12 protein-coding genes are annotated in these 17,474 nt (G+C 65.2%); 7 read left to right on the forward strand and 5 right to left on the reverse strand.

Going from position 1 to position 17,474, the window contains the following annotated elements:
- Positions 1 to 2,297, reverse strand: a 2,297-nt coding sequence (locus tag ACTRWG_RS00005) for a caspase family protein (protein WP_462828775.1), incomplete at its 3' end; no start/stop codon positions are given.
- A gap of 445 nt (positions 2,298 to 2,742) precedes the next feature.
- Complete coding sequence (locus ACTRWG_RS00010) at positions 2,743 to 3,213, reverse strand: hypothetical protein (RefSeq protein ID WP_260004147.1); 471 nt, start codon at positions 3,211 to 3,213, stop codon at positions 2,743 to 2,745.
- A 113-nt stretch (positions 3,214 to 3,326) separates the two neighbouring features.
- On the opposite strand from ACTRWG_RS00010, the gene trkA reads away from it, so the two are divergent.
- The 4 genes from trkA (at position 3,327) to hflX (ending at position 7,873) form a co-directional block, all read left to right on the forward strand.
- Positions 3,327 to 4,703, forward strand: coding sequence for a Trk system potassium transporter TrkA (gene trkA / locus ACTRWG_RS00015; RefSeq protein WP_027237509.1), 1,377 nt, complete (start codon positions 3,327 to 3,329; stop codon positions 4,701 to 4,703).
- A 1-nt stretch (position 4,704) separates the two neighbouring features.
- Positions 4,705 to 6,240, forward strand: coding sequence for a TrkH family potassium uptake protein (locus ACTRWG_RS00020; RefSeq protein ID WP_027237510.1), 1,536 nt, complete (start codon positions 4,705 to 4,707; stop codon positions 6,238 to 6,240).
- A 122-nt stretch (positions 6,241 to 6,362) separates the two neighbouring features.
- Positions 6,363 to 6,602: an RNA chaperone Hfq gene (gene hfq, locus ACTRWG_RS00025; RefSeq protein ID WP_005611588.1), complete on the forward strand. Its 240-nt coding sequence runs from the start codon at positions 6,363 to 6,365 to the stop codon at positions 6,600 to 6,602.
- Positions 6,602 to 7,873 (forward strand): GTPase HflX, encoded by a 1,272-nt coding sequence (gene hflX / locus ACTRWG_RS00030; RefSeq protein WP_462828776.1) that lies wholly within the window; start codon positions 6,602 to 6,604, stop codon positions 7,871 to 7,873. The genes hfq and hflX overlap by 1 nt, the downstream gene beginning before the upstream one ends.
- A gap of 67 nt (positions 7,874 to 7,940) precedes the next feature.
- On the opposite strand, the gene ACTRWG_RS00035 is transcribed toward hflX, so the two are convergent.
- Positions 7,941 to 10,415: a penicillin acylase family protein gene (locus tag ACTRWG_RS00035; protein ID WP_462828777.1), complete on the reverse strand. Its 2,475-nt coding sequence runs from the start codon at positions 10,413 to 10,415 to the stop codon at positions 7,941 to 7,943.
- A 116-nt stretch (positions 10,416 to 10,531) separates the two neighbouring features.
- Between ACTRWG_RS00035 and ACTRWG_RS00040 the strand changes: the two genes are divergently transcribed.
- Positions 10,532 to 11,404 (forward strand): NAD(P)-dependent oxidoreductase, encoded by an 873-nt coding sequence (locus ACTRWG_RS00040; RefSeq protein WP_462828778.1) that lies wholly within the window; start codon positions 10,532 to 10,534, stop codon positions 11,402 to 11,404.
- A gap of 99 nt (positions 11,405 to 11,503) precedes the next feature.
- Here ACTRWG_RS00040 and ACTRWG_RS00045 read toward each other — a convergent pair whose 3' ends face one another.
- Both ACTRWG_RS00045 and hemB read right to left on the reverse strand, forming a co-directional pair.
- Entirely contained in the window at positions 11,504 to 12,079 is a 576-nt protein-coding gene (locus tag ACTRWG_RS00045; RefSeq protein WP_462828780.1) for a lipid-binding SYLF domain-containing protein, read from the reverse strand.
- A 139-nt stretch (positions 12,080 to 12,218) separates the two neighbouring features.
- A complete protein-coding gene (gene hemB, locus ACTRWG_RS00050) occupies positions 12,219 to 13,217 on the reverse strand; it encodes a porphobilinogen synthase (protein ID WP_462828781.1) in 999 nt (332 codons plus the stop codon).
- A gap of 185 nt (positions 13,218 to 13,402) precedes the next feature.
- Between hemB and ACTRWG_RS00055 the strand changes: the two genes are divergently transcribed.
- A complete protein-coding gene (locus ACTRWG_RS00055) occupies positions 13,403 to 13,924 on the forward strand; it encodes a component of SufBCD complex (protein WP_259959301.1) in 522 nt (173 codons plus the stop codon).
- Between the two features lie 71 nt (positions 13,925 to 13,995).
- Positions 13,996 to 17,451 (forward strand): transcription-repair coupling factor, encoded by a 3,456-nt coding sequence (gene mfd / locus ACTRWG_RS00060; protein WP_027237517.1) that lies wholly within the window; start codon positions 13,996 to 13,998, stop codon positions 17,449 to 17,451.
- The last annotated feature ends 23 nt before the right edge of the window (positions 17,452 to 17,474 follow it).

Consider the following 17,474-nt stretch of genomic DNA (forward strand, 5'->3'; position numbering starts at 1 on the left):
TGGATCTGCGCGGCCAGCTGAAGCCGGCTGACCGGATCGTCGGGAACGATGGCGGGCAGGCCCGCCTCCCGCGCGTGGTTCTCAAGCTGCTTGCGCGAGGCAGGGCCGAACTGGCCGTCAACGGCAATGCCAGAACCCAGCTGACGCAGGATATACTGGGTGCCTGCGGCTATGTCCCGCTCAGACATGCCGGAGAGCAGCTCGCGCGCGGCAGCGCGGGCGTCGGGGTCATTCAGCGCCATTGCCTTGCCGGCCCGCGCGGCGGCAGCGTGGGCGGGAACGCGGTCCGCAAGCCTGTTGAGGGCAACCCAGGCGCCATTGGCGCCGCCCCAGGCATCGCCGCGCGACAATCCCATGTCATACCATTCCAGTGCCTCAGCCGCGTCCCGGCCGGGCAGGTCGCCGCCCATGATCATGCGGCCGATCTCTGCCGGGGCGTGCGGGTGGCCCAGCTGCGCCGCTTCGGCAAACAGCGCCCGGGCCTTTTCCTTGTCGACCGGCTTGCCCGCGCCGCCATCGCGGTAGACATAGCCGAGGTTGGCGGTGCCGTAGATGTCGCCGCGGCCGGCAGAGGCCTCCAGATAGGACAGCCCGCGTTCCGGCTGCGCCAGCTCATCACCGCTCCACAGGAAGAACACGCCCAGCTCGTTCATTGAATAGGTGTGGCCAAGCTCCACCGCGCGGCTCAGCAGATCGAAGCCGCGCTGCTTTTCGTCAGGCGTGCTGCTTTTGCGCAAAAGCCGCTTGCCGCGGGCGTGCATCGAGAAGGGGTCGCCTGCCTCGATCCCCTTGTCCCACAGGGCAAAGGCCTTGTCCGGGTCATAGGGGATCGGCACGGTTTCGCGGTCGACGTTCGGGGTGACATGCAGATAGGCGACCGCGTTATAGGCGCGGAAATGGCCCAGTTCCGCGGCCTTTTCAAAGGCTTCATAGGCTTCGATCAGGCGGCCCTGGCCCTGCAGCGCACGGCCCAGCTGGTAATGCAAGCGGCCCAGTTCGGGTGCGGCCTGCACCGCCTCGCGGCAGGCGGCCTCTGCCGCTTTCAGATCAATCTCATTCGGATAGCGGTAGAGCCCGACTCCTTGGAGATCCAGTAAATCCCCGGCTTCGAGGTCGCATTGGCGGGCAATCATCTCCAGGTTCACGGTCACGTCCCGCACCGTGTCAGCTTGGGCCAGCCGCAGAACCATCCGGTCCTTGCGCACCTGGCCGCCGTCCTGACGCGCGGGCAGTTCCGCCAGCTTGGGCGCATAGCTGAGGCTGAGCGCACTTCCGTCCCCCGCTTGCAGCGAGGTGACGCCGGAGGAGGGGGATTCCACAATTGTCACCGTGGTGCCGGCCCGGACATAGGGGCTGATTTCCGGCGCCAGCTCCAGCGAGCGGCCGAGCGGGATTTTCACCGACAGCTGATCCGGCAGCTGGTCAAGGCTGGCCGGAGCGGTTTCGGGCTGTGCCTGGGCGACGTTCAGCGACCGCTCCGCCGGACGCAGGTAGATCTTCTGTGTCAGCGTCGAGCTTTCCCAGGGCACCTGGGTGTTGCCGGTTGCGCTGTAGACATCGCCGCGGATCGCCGCCAGCACCGTCATCGCGTCCTCCTCCGGTCGGTCGGGGAAGTGGCGCACGACGGAGGAGGTATAGGGGCTGTTGCCGCCCGGCTCGCCATCCAGCGCGGTGGCGCCGGGCGAGGTGGAGAAGGCGACCAGCGTGTTCAGCGGCGGGCGGAACACGTCAAACCCCTCGCGCGCCTCATACAGCTGGGCGCCGACCTCGGCGTTCAGCTTGACATCGGGCACCGGGTTGTCGCGGCAGGAATCCAGCATCAGGATCTGGCTGCCCGCCTTGCCGCCGAGAATGGCGGACACCCGGTCCAGGGTGACCGATTGGAAGGGCAGGTCGTGAATGCCCGACAGCTCTGCATCGCTGGTCAGCAGGTAGTTGCGCCGCCCCAGCTGGATACCGTGACCTGCGTAGTAGAAAAACACCTGGCTGCCGTCGCGGATATTGAGGGCGGCCTGGCGCAGCAGTGCCTCGAACCCGCGCTTGTCCAGATCATAGCCTTCAAAAACCGTATAGCCAAAGGATCTGAGCATTTCTGCCATCGCCTTGGCATCGTTGCGGGTGTTGGTCAGGTCTGTGACGTGGTCATAGTTCTGAATGCCGATCACGATAGCGGTTTCGGGTGCAGACGCCCGCTCGCTGGTTTCATAGGCGGCCCTTGCAGGTGCCGCGGGCAGCAGCGCAGAGCAGGCCAGCACTGCGGCTGCAAGAGAGGACGGTCTGAAAGACAGCGCTGTCATGGCAATGTCCCGGGTTAACCCCAGCCTCCTCCGCCGCCTGAGCCGCCGCCACCGCCGCCGGAGCCGCCTCCGCCACCGCCGCCGCTTCCGGCACCGCCGCCGCCAGGCGGACCGATCGGTTCAGGTTCCGGGGCGGGCGCTTGTGCCGGAACTGGGGCCGGTGCGGGTGCGCGGTATGTCGTGGGCGCGCTGTATGTTGCGGGCGCGGACGCCGGGGCGGTTGCAGCAGTTGGGGGCGGGGCAATGGGCGCTGTCGGCTCGCAGGCTGCTGTGACAGCAGCCAAAGGCAGCGCGGCAAACAGGAAATGTATCCGCATCGGGTACCTTTCTCTTTGGAAATACTGGTCAACAAACAATCCGGTGAACAGCTTACTTGATCCGGCGGTGCAAATCAAAGTTATCCCGCCACCCTTCACCCGCCACAGTCCGGGCCGCAGATGGAAGATCAGCCGCCGGGACGGATAATGACACTGCCATCCCTGTTGCGCTGCGCGCAGGCGGCTTCGGTCAGCGGTGCCAGCCGCGCGCCGGGCGCAACCGCCGGGGCGGTCCGCCGTGTGCAGCGTTTCAGGGCGATCTGCTGATAGCCCTTGGCGGCCATGCAGGATCTTTCCAGCCGCTTGCGCAGCGGCTTGTTCACATCCACCGTGTAGATGCTGCCCTCCACCCAATAGCCGGGGTGGTAATAGCAGTCGCCGCTGTGGCAGACCTTGCGCCCGGGGTAGAAAACGGGCGGGTGCTGGCGGATTTCATTGGCGACCGGCGCGTCTTTCAGGGCCTGGGCCTGGCAGATCAGCTCATCGGAGCGCAGGCGGGACACCTCCGCCCCCTGCCGGTAGTAGACCGGTAGCGGGCCGCAGGCCGCGGCGCCCAGCAGCAGGGCGAGGCCCGCCAGGATGGACAGATCGCTGCGCATGGGGAAATAATGGCTGCAATCAGAGCAAGTTACAATTAATTTGACCGTGAAAGCGGCTTCTGTCATTCACGTCGGGCAAAACTCCGCCGGAATTTCCGCCAAGGGATACGCAAATGAAAGTCATTATCTGCGGTGCGGGCCAGGTCGGCTGGCAGATCGCCCGGCATTTGTCCGGCGAGCACAATGACGTGACGGTTGTCGATAACAATGCGGAACTGGTGCGCCGCGCCACCGATACGCTGGACGTGCAGGGCATTCACGGCTTCGCCTCCTACCCGGATGTGCTGGAGCGGGCCGGGGCGCGGGATGCAGATATGATCATTGCCGCCACCCACTCGGACGAGGTCAACATGGTGACCTGCCAGGTGGCGCATTCGGTATTCAAGGTTCAGCGCAAGATTGCCCGCCTGCGGGCCAAAAGCTATCTGACGGCGATTTATTCCGACCTGTACCAGCGCGAGCATTTGCCGATCGACGTGGTGATCAGCCCGGAGCGGGAGGTCGCCGCCGCAGCGATGCAGCGGCTGTCGGCGCCGGCGGCGTTTGATACCGAGACGTTCATGGGCGGGATGGCGCAGCTTCTGGGCATCCAGATCGATGCCGATTGCCCGGTGGTGAACACGCCGCTGCGCCAGCTCACCGACCTGTTCTCGACGCTGCGGGCGCTGGTCGTCGGTGTGCGCCGCGACGGCACCCTGTTCGCGCCGGAGCCGGGCGATCAGCTGTTTGTCGGCGACAGCTGTTATGTCTTCTGCCACGTGGACGACGTGCCCCGCACCATCGAGGTGTTCGGCAAGCACGAAAAACGCCAGGACCGGGTGGTTGTGGTCGGCGGCGGCAACGTCGGGCTGGAGGTCGCTAAAGCGCTGGAGAGCAGCACCTCCCGGATCCGCGCCAAGGTGATCGAACGCGACCGCAAATGCGCGGAGCGCGCCGCGGAAGAGCTGGAGCGCACCATCGTGCTGAATGGCGACGGGCTGGACCGGTCGCTGATGATCGAGGCTGGCATCGACAAGGCGGATGCGATGCTGGCGGTGACAGATGACGACAAGACCAACATGCTGGCCGCGGTGCGCGCCAAGGCTGAAGGCTGCCCGCTGGCAATTGCGCTGATCAACGATCCAACCCTGGTGCCGCTGCTGCCGCACCTCGGAATCGACGCCTATATCAACCCGCGCTCCACCACTGTGAGCTCTATCCTGCGCCATATCCGTTATGGCCGGGTGCGGCAGGTCTATTCCCTGGGCGACGCCGAGGCGGAGATGATCGAGGCCGAGGTGCTGTCGACCTCGCCGATTACCGGGCAGATGATCCGCGACACGGACTTTCCTGAAGGCGTTCTGGTGGGCGGGGTGCTGAAGAACGGCGAGATGCTGCGTCCCTCCGGCCAGATGCGGATCGAGGAGGGCGACGTGATCGCGCTCTTTGCTATGGCGGATGACGTGCCGGAGGTCGAACGCCTGCTGCAGGTGTCGATCGACTATTTCTAGAATGCGCCGCACGGTCCAAGCCCCAATCGGCGTGCTGCGCCTGCCGCTGTTCCTGCTGATCTGCGGCATTGCATCGCTTGCGATGTGGCTGCCGGCCGTGCACGCGCTGGTGCTGGATGACCACCAAACCTCGCGCAGTTTCTTCTATGCCGGGCTTGCCGGGATGATCCTGGTGGTGCTGATTGCCCTGTCGATGGGCAACCGGGTGCCGCGCTACAGCATGCCGGGTCAGCTCTTGTCGCTGCTGGCGACCTTTACGGTGCTGCCCTTGTTCCTGGCGGTGCCGGTGCAGGATGCGCTGGTCAGCGCCCATTACCTGAACGCCTATTTCGATATGGTCAGCGCGATCACCACCACCGGCGCTGATATCTGGGCCGATCCGGGCCGGCTGCCGCCCAGCGTGCATCTGTGGCGGGCGATTGTCGGCTGGCTGGGCGGGTTGCTGATGTGGATTGCCGCCTCGGCGGTGCTGGCGCCGATGTCGCTTGGCGGTTTCGAGGTCACGGCCAAGGGCGAGCCGGGCGGCGGCACCGCCGCGCCCATGCACATGGAAAGGGCCGACCCGCGCCGCCAGCTGGTGCTGGTCACCAGCACGCTGGCGCCGGTTTATGCAGGGCTGACGCTGGTGCTGTGGATGCTGCTGATCATCACCGGCGAGGAGGCGCTGGCGGGCCTGAGCCACGCGATGTCGGTGATGGCAACCTCGGGCATATCGGCAACCGGCGGGGTCGAAAATGCCGCCAGCGGCATTGCCGGCGAGATGGTGATGTTCCTGTTTATGTTCTTCGCCCTGTCCCGGCTGACGTTTTCCAGCGACACGGTGACGGCGGGCCAGGGGCGCCTGGACAAGGACCCTGAATTCCGCACCGGGCTGCTGATTGTCTTTGGCGTGCCGCTGCTTCTGTTTCTGCGCCATTGGGTGGCCGCCTATGAGGTGGACGCCGGCGAGGACCTGCCGCGGGCGCTGCACGCGCTGTGGGGGACGCTGTTCACGGTGATGTCCTTCCTGTCGACCACCGGATTTGAAAGCGTCCACTGGGAGGCCGCGCGCTCCTGGTCGGGGCTGGAGACGCCCGGCATGATCCTGCTGGGGCTGGCGGTGTTCGGCGGCGGCGTTGCCACCACCGCGGGCGGGGTCAAGCTGCTGCGGGTCTATGCGCTCTATCTCAACGGGCTGCGCGAGATGGAACGGCTGGTGCATCCCAGTTCCGTAAGCGGCGAAGGCGACCGCACCAAGCGGCTGCAGAAGAACGGCGCCTTTGTCGCCTGGATCTTCTTCATGCTGTTTGCCCTGTCCCTGGCGCTGATCAGCACGGCGCTGGCCGCCGTCGGCACCGACTTCGAGCAGTCCATCGTGCTGGCGATTGCTTCGCTTGCGACCACCGGGCCGCTGACTGAAAGCGCCGCCAGCGAGCCGATCGTGCTGAACCTGCTGGCCACACCGGCGAAATTGATCCTGTGCATTGCGATGGTGCTGGGGCGGCTGGAGACGCTGGCGTTCATCGCGCTGTTGTCGCCGAACCTTTGGCGCAGCTGACGGCCGCTTGCCGTTAAGACGTGTTTTTCGGGTGGAAACTTATTTTTTCTCCGTTCATAGTGGTTTTTAACGTGCGTGCTGGTCCGCAGCGCGTGGCAAGAACAAAGGCGAGATAATAAAAAATGGCTTCGGACAGACAGAATCTTCAGGATGCCTTCCTGAATCACGTTCGCAAAACCAAGGTTCCGGTTACAATCTTTCTGATCAACGGGGTTAAACTGCAGGGTGTGATCACCTGGTTCGACAATTTCTGCGTGCTGCTGCGCCGCGACGGACAGTCGCAGCTGGTCTACAAACACGCGATTTCGACCATCATGCCGGCCCAGCCGATCAGTCTCTATGAGGGTGAAGACTCCAATTGATGGAGCATGAAAGGAAGCGCACCCGCGCCTGGGTGCTGCATCCGGAAATCAAATCCGACAGCGGGCGCCGCGACGCAGCCCCCGCACTTGAGGAGGCCGTCGCGCTGGCAGCGGCCTTGCCCGATCTTGATGTGATCGGCTCCAACGTGGTGCGCCTGCCCAAGGCGCATCCGGGGATGCTGTTCGGCTCCGGCAAGATCGAGGAGCTGGGGAGCATCCTGAAGGCGGAGGAGATTGAACTGGTCCTGATTGACGGGCCGGTTTCCCCCGTTCAGCAGCGCAACCTGGAAAAGGCATGGAAGGTCAAGATCCTGGACCGGACCGGGCTGATCCTGGAGATCTTCTCGGACCGTGCGGCCACCCGCGAAGGCGTGCTGCAGGTCGAGATGGCGGCGCTCAGCTATCAGCGCACGCGTCTGGTGCGGGCCTGGACCCACCTGGAACGCCAGCGCGGCGGCCTGGGCTTTGTCGGCGGACCCGGCGAAACCCAGATCGAGGCGGACCGCCGTGCCATCGACGATCAGCTGGTGCGCCTGCGCCGCCAACTGGACAAGGTGGTGAAAACCCGGACCTTGCACCGCGCCTCGCGCGCCAAGGTGCCCTATCCGATTGTGGCGCTGGTGGGCTATACCAACGCGGGCAAGTCGACCCTGTTCAACCGCCTGACGGGGGCTGAGGTGATGGCCAAGAACATGCTCTTTGCGACGCTGGACCCGACCATGCGGCAGGTGGAGATCCCGGACGGGCCGGAGGTGATCCTGTCCGACACGGTGGGCTTCATCTCAAACCTGCCGACGGAACTGGTCGCCGCCTTCCGCGCCACCCTGGAAGAGGTGCTGGCGGCGGATGTGATCCTGCATGTGCGCGATATCAGTCACGAGGACAGCAAGCAGCAGGCAGAGGACGTGGAGGCGATCCTGGCCTCTCTGGGGGTGGATGAAAACCGCGCCCGGATCGAGGTCTGGAACAAGCTCGACCAGTTGCCGGAGGAAGAGGCCGAAGCCCGCCGCCAGCGGGCTGAGCGCGAGGATGGCATCCACGCGATATCGGCTCTGACGGGCGAGGGGCTGGACGGACTTTTGGCCGACATTGCCGAAAAGCTGCAAGGCGTCCGCCACGAGGAAACCCTGACCCTGACCTTTGCCCAGGGCAAGCAGCGCGCCTGGCTGTTCAAGGAGGACCTGGTGCAGCAGGAGGAGCAGACCGAGACCGGTTTTGACATCACCGTGCTGTGGACCGACCGGCAGAAGGCCAAGTTCGACAGGCTTTGAAACGGACCTTGATGCACAAAAGAAAACGGGCGCCGCAGCGCCCGTTTTTTTTATTGTCCCAATCCGGTTACCGCGGGGTGATCCGGGTGATGCCGACCGCAGCGGCGCGGGCCAGATCCTCGTCCAGCGACATCGGGATATACTCGCCGCGGCGCCATAGCTGGGCCATGTCGTCGTAATAGCGCGACAGCGGGTGGCCGGACTGGCCGGTGGACACGATGAAGACAGAGCTGTCCGGGTCAGCGAAATCATAAACCCCGCGGTACCCGGCGGCGTGGATGTTCTGGAACGGATGCGGGTCCTTGCCGGAGCTTTTGCCGCGCTGAAGGGTGTTGTCGCTGCCGCTGGTGGATTGGCGGATGTTCACGAAATAGCGCAAAAGCGGCACCTTGCCCAGAACGGCGTGGTCCTGCGCCGCCTGGTGGGCATCACCCCAGCGCAGGGATTCCAGCGCGCTGCCATAGCGCTCCTCAATCCAGATCAGCGCGTCGTCCAGCGCCAGCCGGGCCATGTCGGTGCAGCTTTCCTTCGGCGCGCTTTGGATTACGTCGCACCACGCCGACGCGTTATCGACATTGCGGTAGACCCGCTCGATGAACAGCGGCTCCACATGGCGGAAGGATTTGGCCACCGGTCCCAGCTCATCTGTGATCAGCCGGGCCTGCAGCGCCCGCACCCAGGCGGCATAGATCAGCGGCTCCGGCAGGTGCTCGTTCATCTCGCCGTTCCACTCCGACAGCAGGGTCAGGGCAATCTGGCGCTGGCGCTCGCGGGTGCCGGCAGGTGCGGCTTCACCGGTGAACCACAGGTCGGCGCCGATCAGCGGCAGCAGGGTGCGCGCGGTATAGGACACCGTGTCCAGCTGCGCCTCGATAAAGCTGTCTCGGGTATGCACCTCGCGGTTCTGCATAAGCTTCTGCCAGCGGTGGATGCGCTGCGTGTCGCCCCAGTCAAAGGAGACGTGGGCCGGGAAGGTGCGGTCCAGGATCTTGTTGTTGGTGTTGCCCAGAATGCCGCCGGCGGGGCTCAGGAACTCAGGGTTATCCGCATAGGGCGCACGGCCCTGCCAGCGGTTCTCCGGGTGCCAGCCCTGGCTGGGCATCCGGCCTTTGCTCTGGTGCTTGCTGTCGCGTGCCGGGAAGGCGCCGACGGTCTTGAGCGCGATGGTATCAGCGTCCGCCAGCGTCAGGTTCTGAGACGGCGCGATGAAATCCTCGCCCGCGGCGATGGCTTCCTGCACCGAAGTGCTGCGCATCAGGTTGATGGCCGCACTCATCGAGGTGTCCTTGGGGCTGAGCACAGTCCAGCTGAGCGACACCACGTGGCCGGGCGGGGTGATATCCGCCAGGTTGAACATGGAGCCGGGCAGGACCGGGCCATTGTCGGTCCAGCGCAGGGTCAGGGTGACCGGGGCCTCGTCCTTGATCTTGATGATCGAGGGGCGGGAGATGAAATCCTTGTAGCCGTCAACGCTCAGGTATTCCTGGGGGTTTTCCGGGTTCAGCTTTTCGATGAACAGGTCCTGATCATCCAGGTAGGACGAGGTGACCCCCCAACCCAAGGCGTCGGAGCGCCCGGTGATGACGGCCGGGATGCCGGGGATGGTGCCGCCGATCACGCCGCCGGTGCCCAGCTCCAGCCGCGCCAGGTACCAGACGCCGGGGGCGCTGAGGCCCAGATGCGGGTCATTGGCCAGCAGCGTGCCGCCCGCGGCCGACCGGCTGGGCGCGGCGGCCCAGGCGTTCGAGGCGCCGGCCAGCCCGCGCGGCGCCACCGGGAACAGCAGGCTGTCCTCCTCAGCGCTGTCGGTGGAGGCGAAACGGCGGGCGCCGGGCACAAGCTCGGCGTATTCGGGCAGCGCTGTGATGCCGGTCCCCGGCGCATCCGGCAGGATATCCTTGATCCGGGTTTGGTCATTCAGCGCCAGCGAGGTGCGGGCGCGCAGAATTTCTTCGCGCATGTGGCCCGACAGCTGCAGCGCCATCAGCTTCATGATGGCGATGCTGTCGGCGGGCTGCCAGGGGGCCACAGGCATGTTGAAAAGGAACATCTCCGGCGCGCCGCGGCCAAGCGCGTCTTCGTTGATCTCCAGCAGCCGGGCGTTGACGCCGGCGGCATAAGACTCGAGTGCGGCCATCGTCTCAGGCGATTGCACCTCCACCGACTGCCGCGCCAGATTGTAGATGTCCAGGCGCCGCAGGTAGGTGTCGGTCTCCACTGTGCGGGTGCCGAAGATCTCCGACAGGCGGCCCTGGGCGGTGCGGCGCATCACTGCCATCTGCCATAGCCGGTCCTGGGCGTGGGCATAGCCGAGGCCGAAATAGACATCCTCGTCACTGGCGCCATAGCTGCCGAAGATATGCGGCACGTTGGCGTTGTCGCGGACAATTTCGACCGGTGAGGACAGGCCGGGCAGGGCGAGGTCCTTGTCATATTCGGGCAGCGATTGCGAGGCGAGGTAATAGACCAGAAGGGCGGCCAGAACGCTCAGCAGAATCAGCCCCGCAGCAATGCGCAGAAGCCAGCGGAAGAGATGTCCCATCAGCGGTTGTTTCCCATTGGGTTTTTGTCATTTCCACCGGCCGGAAGATTGCGCCCTGCGGCGGCGGTGTTAGGGTTGGCGCCAACATAAGCGAAGACAGATCAAGGGAAAAGCAAATGGCAAAAATCGCGTTTCTGGGGCTCGGCGTCATGGGGTATCCGATGGCCGGCCACCTGCAGGCCGCGGGCCATGAGGTCACCGTCTATAACCGCACCGAGGCCAAGGCCAAAGCCTGGGCCAAAGAGTATGGCGGCCATTTCGCCGCCACCCCGCGCGCCGCGGCCGCGGGCGCGGAGTTCGTCATGGCCTGCGTCGGCAACGACGATGACCTGCGGTCGGTGTGCCTGGGGGCGGATGGCGCCTTTGCGGGCATGGCCAAGGGCACGGTGTTTGTCGACCACACCACAGTATCGGCCAAGGTGACGCGAGAGCTGTATGCGGCGGCACAGGACCACGGCGCCGCCTTTGTGGATGCGCCGATTTCCGGCGGTCAGGCCGGGGCGGAGAACGGCGCGCTGTCAGTCATGTGCGGCGGTGATGAGGATGCCTATGCGCGGGCGGAGCCGGTGATCAGCGCCTATGCCCGCATCTGCCGCCGCATCGGCGAGAGCGGCGCCGGGCAGATGACCAAGATGTGCAACCAGATCGCCATCGCCGGGCTGGTGCAGGGCTTGAGCGAGGCGCTGCATTTCGCCGAAAAGGCAGAGCTGGACGGGCGCGCGGTGGTCGAGGTGATCAGCCAGGGCGCGGCGGGAAGCTGGCAGATGGCCAACCGTTACGAGACCATGCTGGACGACCACTTCGAGCACGGCTTTGCGGTGGATTGGATGCGCAAGGATCTGGGCATCTGCCTGGACGCAGCGGATGAAACCGGCGCCAGCCTGCCGGTGACGGCTCTGGTCGATCAGTTCTACAAGGACGTGCAGAAGATGGGCGGCGGGCGCTGGGATACCTCGTCGCTGTTCAAACGCCTGCGCCAGTCGGGCTGAGCGGAAATGAAAATGGCCTTTCCGGTTGGAAAGGCCATGCCACCGGCGGGGATATTTCGGGCCAGATGAAGGAGCGGATCCTTGCCGGCCGGTTCCCGTTCAGGGGATGATGCGGGTGTATTTGGTGCCTTCCAGGGTGGCGCCCACTCGCAGGCCGGCCTGTCCGAAGACGGCGGCAAGCACCGGCGAGGTCAGGGTATTGGTGTCGGCGGTCAGCGAGTTGCCCTCGTCCTTGATCACATATTCCACGTCGGCGCCTGCGGCCCAGCCGGAGGAGCGGCGGAAGCCGGCCAGCGCGTCCTGGGTCATGAAGAACAGCACATGGGCATATTGCTGGGCGCCGATCTGCAGCCCTGCGTTGCCTTTGACGGTGGAATAGTAGTCGACAGTCACGCCGTCGATCCGCAGCGCACCGCGTCCGTAGGCGCCGCCGAAGACAAAGCCGGCCTCGGTCACCAGCGGCATCACCAGCATGCCGGTTGCCTTTTCGGCCAGGGTGCGGGTGTTGGGGTACTGGCTGTACATCTGGTTCAGCGTCGCATCAACGCGGGCGTCGATGGTGGCGGCGTTGCCGTTGCCGACGCCGTTGCCGCAGGCGGCGGTAACCCCGGCACCGGCCAGGGCGGCCAGGGCAAAGCCGCGGCGGGTCATGCGGGAAGAGGAAAAACTGCTCATTTCTCAGGTGCCTGTAATGATTTGCTGCAAGGCCGGTTTGGCCCGGCTCTGGGGTTGTGTATACGCGGAAAACCGCTGCCTGTCATCAATTGCAAAGCGGTTGTTGGCGGCTTCCCGCTGAAGTGATCCGGCGCAGCCGTCAGCCGTTCAGCAGCTTGGCCGCCGCCGGGGCGAAATAGGTCAGGATGCCGTTGCAGCCAGCCCGCTTGAAGGCCATCAGGCTTTCCATCATCACCTCTTCGCCGTCGATCCAGCCGTTTTGCGCCGCCGCCTGGATCATCGCGTATTCGCCGGAGACCTGATAGGCATAGGTCGGCACGCCAAAGGCGGATTTCACGCGGTGGCAGATGTCCAGATAGGCGATGCCGGGCTTGACCATCACCATGTCGGCGCCTTCCATCAGGTCGCGCTCAATCAGCCGCAGCGCCTCTTCGCTGTTGGCCGGGTCCATCTGATATGTCATCTTGTCGCCCTTCAGCGCCCCGGAGGCCCCGACCGCATCGCGGAACGGCCCGTAGTAGGCAGAGGCGTATTTGGCCGCATAGGACAGGATTGCCACGTTGTGGTGGCCCGCGTTTTCCAGCGCGTTGCGCATGGCGCCGATGCGGCCGTCCATCATGTCGGAGGGGCCGATGATGTCCGCGCCGGCGTCCGCTTGCGCGAGCGTCATCTTGACCAGCGCCTCGACCGTGGCGTCATTGACGATCTCGCCGTCCACCACATAGCCGTCGTGGCCGTTGATATTGTAGGGGTCCAGCGCCACGTCGGTCATCACCGCAATTTCCGGCGCCGCGTCCTTGATAGCGCGGATGGCGCGGTTGGTGAGATTGTCCGGATTCCAGGCCTCTGCGCAGTCCTCGGTCTTGAGCGAGGCGTCGGTGTAGGGAAACAGGCAGATGGCCGGGATCCCCAGCGCCTGCGCCTCAACCGCGGCTTCGGCGATCTTGTCCACCGAGCGCCGCATCACGCCGGGCATGGAGGCGACCGGTTCCTCAACGCCATCACCGTCGCGGACAAACACCGGCCAGATGAAATCGGACGGGGTCAGGGTGTTTTCCTGCACCAGGTTGCGGATCGCCTGGCTGGCACGGGTGCGGCGCAGGCGGGCGGCGGGAAAGGGCGCGACGGTGGGCTTCATGGCGGTCTCTCGTTTTGGCTGGCCCATGGGTGGCATGGAAGCGGCCCCGGGAACAAGAGGCACATTCGCCGCGCCGGAAAACTTGTGCGTCCTGCGGGGCTTGCCTGCGCGCGCTTCCCGGTTGATATAGGTCCGGTTGACGATATTCCGGCCCGGAAACCTGCGGGCGCAAGATGGGGGCTGGCGTGGATCTGCTTCATATTATCTATGAGATGATTGAGCTGCGGTCATTCTCCAACCTGTGGTACTGGATTTCGCTGGCGGTGCTGTGGTCCTCAGCCAGCCATTGGATCCTGGGGGTGCCCTATGACATGGTCTACCGGGCGCAGCGCAAGGGCGGCCAGGCGGAACAGGACCTGGAGGATATCGCCCGGGTCAACGTGAACCGGCTGATGTACATCTCTGAGGTGTCGGGGCCCTGGCTGGTGGCGCTGTCGTGTTTCCTGCTGTCCGGCCTGGCGATGCTGGGCTTTGTCTATCTGCTGGAAATCGCCCAGGCGGTGTTTCTGCTGGCCTTCCCGATGGCGGTGGTCGGGGTGATCAGCTATTTCACCGCCCGCCGCATCGCGCGGGAGGGGGCGACGGGCGAGGCGCTGCGCAAGCGGCTGGCCTTTTGCCGCCTGTATATCCAGTTCGTCGGCGTGATATCCATTGTGGTCACCGCGTTCTGGGGCATGTATCAGAACCTGACGATCGGAGCATTGTGACAGGCGGCGCAACAGGCGGCGGGGCAGGTGCCGGGCCGGCGCGCTTGGCGGATTTCTGGAGAGGATAACGCATGGCACAGCGTGCAATCACCATGGGCGGCGCGCCCGAAGGGTTCGACGCCCGGCTGATCCTGAAAGAGGTTCAATCCTCCGGCGCGCCGGTGCTGCATGTGGCCCGCGACGACAAGCGGATGGAGGCGATGCGGGCCGCGCTGGCCTTCTTTGCGCCGGACATGCCGGTGTTTGTGTTCCCGGGCTGGGACTGCCTGCCGTATGACCGGGTGTCGCCCAACGCCGACATTTCGGCGGCGCGGATGGCCACCCTGGCGGCGCTGGTGCACCAAATGCCCAAGCAGTTCGTGCTGCTGACCACGCTCAACGCCGCCAGCCAGCGGGTGCCTGCCCGCGAGGTGCTGCGCGAGGCGGCCTTTACCGCTCGCGTTGACCAGCGGATTGATGAGGGCGCGCTGCGCAGCTTCCTGGTCCGCATGGGGTTCACCCAAAGCCCGACGGTGATGGAGCCGGGCGATTATGCGGTCCGCGGCGGCATCATCGACATCTTCCCGCCGGGCGAAAGCGGCCCGGTGCGGCTGGACCTGTTCGGCGACGTGCTGGACGGCGCGCGGCGGTTTGATCCGGTGTCGCAGCGCACCACCGAAAAGCTGGACGTGGTGGAACTGGCGCCGGTCTCCGAGGTGATCCTGGACGAGGCGGCGATCACGCGGTTCCGGCAGAATTACCGGATCGAATTCGGCGCCGCTGGAACCGACGATCCCCTGTATGAAGCTGTCAGTGCAGGGCGCAAGCACCAGGGGATCGAGCACTGGCTGCCGTTTTTCCATGAGAAGCTGGAAACCCTGTTCGACTACCTGCCGCAGGCGGCGGTGACGCTGGATGACCAGGTGACGCCGGCGCGGCTGGCGCGCTGGGACAGCATCGAGGACCAGTACCAGACCCGCAAGCACGCGATGGAGCAGAAGGGCCGCCTCGACACGGTCTACAAGCCCGCGCCCCCGGGCCTGCTGTATCTGGACGATGCCGCCTGGGAGACGGCGGTGGCGGACATGCGCGTGGTGCAATTCCACCCGCTGCCTCAGGCGTCCGGGCCTGGCACGGTGGACGCGGGCGGGCGGATCGGCCGCAATTTCGCGCCCGAGCGCCAGCAGGAGAACGTCAGCTTGTTCGGGGCGTTGGCCGCACATATTAAAACGCGGATGCAGGAGGGGCCGGTTCTGGTCGCCTCCTACTCCGAGGGCGCGCGGGAGCGTCTGTCCGGGCTGATCGAGGACGAGGGACTGGCGGAAGCGATTCCGGTGATGGACGGCACCCGCATCGGCAAGTCCGGCCTGCATCTGGCGGTCTGGGCGCTGGAGCACGGGTTCGAGGCGCCCGGCCTGACGGTGATCTCGGAACAGGACGTGCTGGGCGACCGGCTGATCCGGGCGCCGAAGAAGCGCCGCAAGGCAGAGAATTTCCTGACCGAAACCCAGTCGCTCAGTCCCGGCGATCTGGTGGTGCATGTGGACCACGGCATCGGCCGCTACAAGGGGCTGGAGGTGGTCACCGCCGCGGGGGCCGCGCATGAATGCATCCTGCTGGAATACGCTGAACAGTCCAAGCTGTACCTGCCAGTCGAGAACATCGAGCTCTTGTCCAAATACGGCCACGAGGAAGGGCTGCTGGACCGTCTGGGCGGCGGCGCCTGGCAGGCCAAGAAAGCCAAGCTCAAGGAACGCATCCGCGAGATGGCGGACAAGCTGATCCGCATCGCGGCAGAGCGCGCCCTGCGCAAGGCCCCGGTGATGGACCCGCCGCCGCACGCCTGGGAGGAATTTTCGGCCCGCTTCCCCTATCAGGAGACCGACGACCAGCTGCGCGCCATCGAGGACGTGATGGAGGATCTTCATTCCGGCCAGCCGATGGACCGGCTGATCTGCGGCGACGTCGGCTTTGGCAAGACCGAGGTGGCGATGCGCGCGGCCTTTGTGGCGGCGATGTCCGGTCTGCAGGTGGCGGTGGTGGCGCCCACCACGCTGCTGGCCCGCCAGCACGCGGCCTCCTTCAAGGAGCGGTTCCGCGGTTTCCCCTTGGAAGTCAGGCAGCTATCGCGCTTTGTTTCCACGAAAGAGGCCAGCAAGACCCGCGAGGGTCTGGGCAAGGGGACCGTCGATATCGTGGTCGGCACCCATGCGGTGCTGGCCAAGAACATCAAGTTCCAGAACCTCGGCCTGCTGATCATCGACGAAGAACAGCACTTTGGCGTCGCCCACAAGGAGCGCCTGAAACAGCTGCGCAGCGATATCCACGTGCTGACCCTGACGGCCACGCCGATCCCGCGCACGCTGCAGCTCAGCCTCACCGGCGTGCGGGATCTGTCGATCATCGGCACGCCCCCGGTGGACCGTCTGGCGATCCGCACCTATGTGAGCGAATTCGACAGCGTCACCATCCGCGAGGCGCTGCTGCGCGAGCATTACCGTGGCGGCCAGAGCTTCTATGTGGTGCCGCGGATCACCGACCTTCCGGAGGTCGAGGAGTTCCTGAAGGCGCAGCTGCCGGAGCTGACTTACGTGGTGGCGCACGGCCAGATGGCGGCTGGGGAGCTCGATGACCGGATGAACGCCTTCTATGACGGCAAATACGATGTGCTGCTGGCCACCACGATTGTGGAAAGCGGCCTGGATATTCCGACCGCCAACACCATGGTGGTGCACCGCGCCGACATGTTCGGCCTGTCGCAGCTCTATCAGATCCGCGGCCGGGTCGGGCGCTCCAAAACCCGCGCCTATGCCTACCTCACCACCAAACCGCGCCAGCGGCTGACGCCCGCGGCAGAGAAACGTCTGCGGGTGCTGGGCTCGCTGGATACGCTGGGCGCGGGCTTTACCCTTGCCTCGCAAGACCTTGATATCCGGGGCGCCGGCAACCTGTTGGGCGAGGAGCAGTCCGGCCAGATGCGCGATGTGGGCTACGAACTCTACCAGTCGATGCTGGAAGAGGCGATTGCCAAGATCAAGGCGGGCGAGATGGAGGGCCTGTCGGAGGCCGATGATCAATGGGCGCCGCAAATCAATCTGGGCGTTCCGGTGCTGATCCCCGAGGATTACGTGCCGGATCTCGATGTGCGCCTCGGCCTCTACCGCCGCCTGTCGTCGCTGTCGACCAAGGTGGAGTTGGAAGGCTTTGCCGCGGAGCTGATCGACCGGTTCGGCAAGCTGCCCAAGGAAGTGAACACGCTGATGCTGGTGGTGCGGATCAAGGCGATGTGCAAGCGCGCAGGCATCGCCAAGATGGACGGCGGCCCCAAGGGGGCGACGATCCAGTTCCACAACGACAAATTCGCCTCGCCGCAGGGGCTGGTGGAGTTCATCCAAGGCCAGAACGGCCTGGCCAAGGTGAAAGACAACAAGATCGTGGTGCGCCGGGACTGGAAGAAGGACGCCGACAAGATCAAAGGCGCCTTTGCCATCGCCCGCGATCTGGCAGAGAAAGTCGTGGCCGAGAAGAAGAAGGCGAAGGCGGGGTAAAATACGCCAAGGAAATTCAAACT

This window comes from Leisingera sp. G5_S3_59_S7 (assembly GCF_054968485.1).

Bases quoted from the DNA above. Each gene is read 5' to 3' on its own strand.
- hflX (WP_462828776.1), top strand. From the start codon at position 6,602: ATGGAGCATGAAAGGAAGCGCACCCGCGCCTGGGTGCTGCATCCGGAA.
- hfq (WP_005611588.1), top strand. From the start codon at position 6,363: ATGGCTTCGGACAGACAGAATCTTCAGGATGCCTTCCTGAATCACGTT.
- ACTRWG_RS00045 (WP_462828780.1), bottom strand. From the start codon at position 12,079: ATGAGCAGTTTTTCCTCTTCCCGCATGACCCGCCGCGGCTTTGCCCTG.
- ACTRWG_RS00035 (WP_462828777.1), bottom strand. From the start codon at position 10,415: ATGGGACATCTCTTCCGCTGGCTTCTGCGCATTGCTGCGGGGCTGATT.
- ACTRWG_RS00040 (WP_462828778.1), top strand. From the start codon at position 10,532: ATGGCAAAAATCGCGTTTCTGGGGCTCGGCGTCATGGGGTATCCGATG.
- trkA (WP_027237509.1), top strand. From the start codon at position 3,327: ATGAAAGTCATTATCTGCGGTGCGGGCCAGGTCGGCTGGCAGATCGCC.
- mfd (WP_027237517.1), top strand. From the start codon at position 13,996: ATGGCACAGCGTGCAATCACCATGGGCGGCGCGCCCGAAGGGTTCGAC.
- ACTRWG_RS00010 (WP_260004147.1), bottom strand. From the start codon at position 3,213: ATGCGCAGCGATCTGTCCATCCTGGCGGGCCTCGCCCTGCTGCTGGGC.
- hemB (WP_462828781.1), bottom strand. From the start codon at position 13,217: ATGAAGCCCACCGTCGCGCCCTTTCCCGCCGCCCGCCTGCGCCGCACC.
- ACTRWG_RS00020 (WP_027237510.1), top strand. From the start codon at position 4,705: ATGCGCCGCACGGTCCAAGCCCCAATCGGCGTGCTGCGCCTGCCGCTG.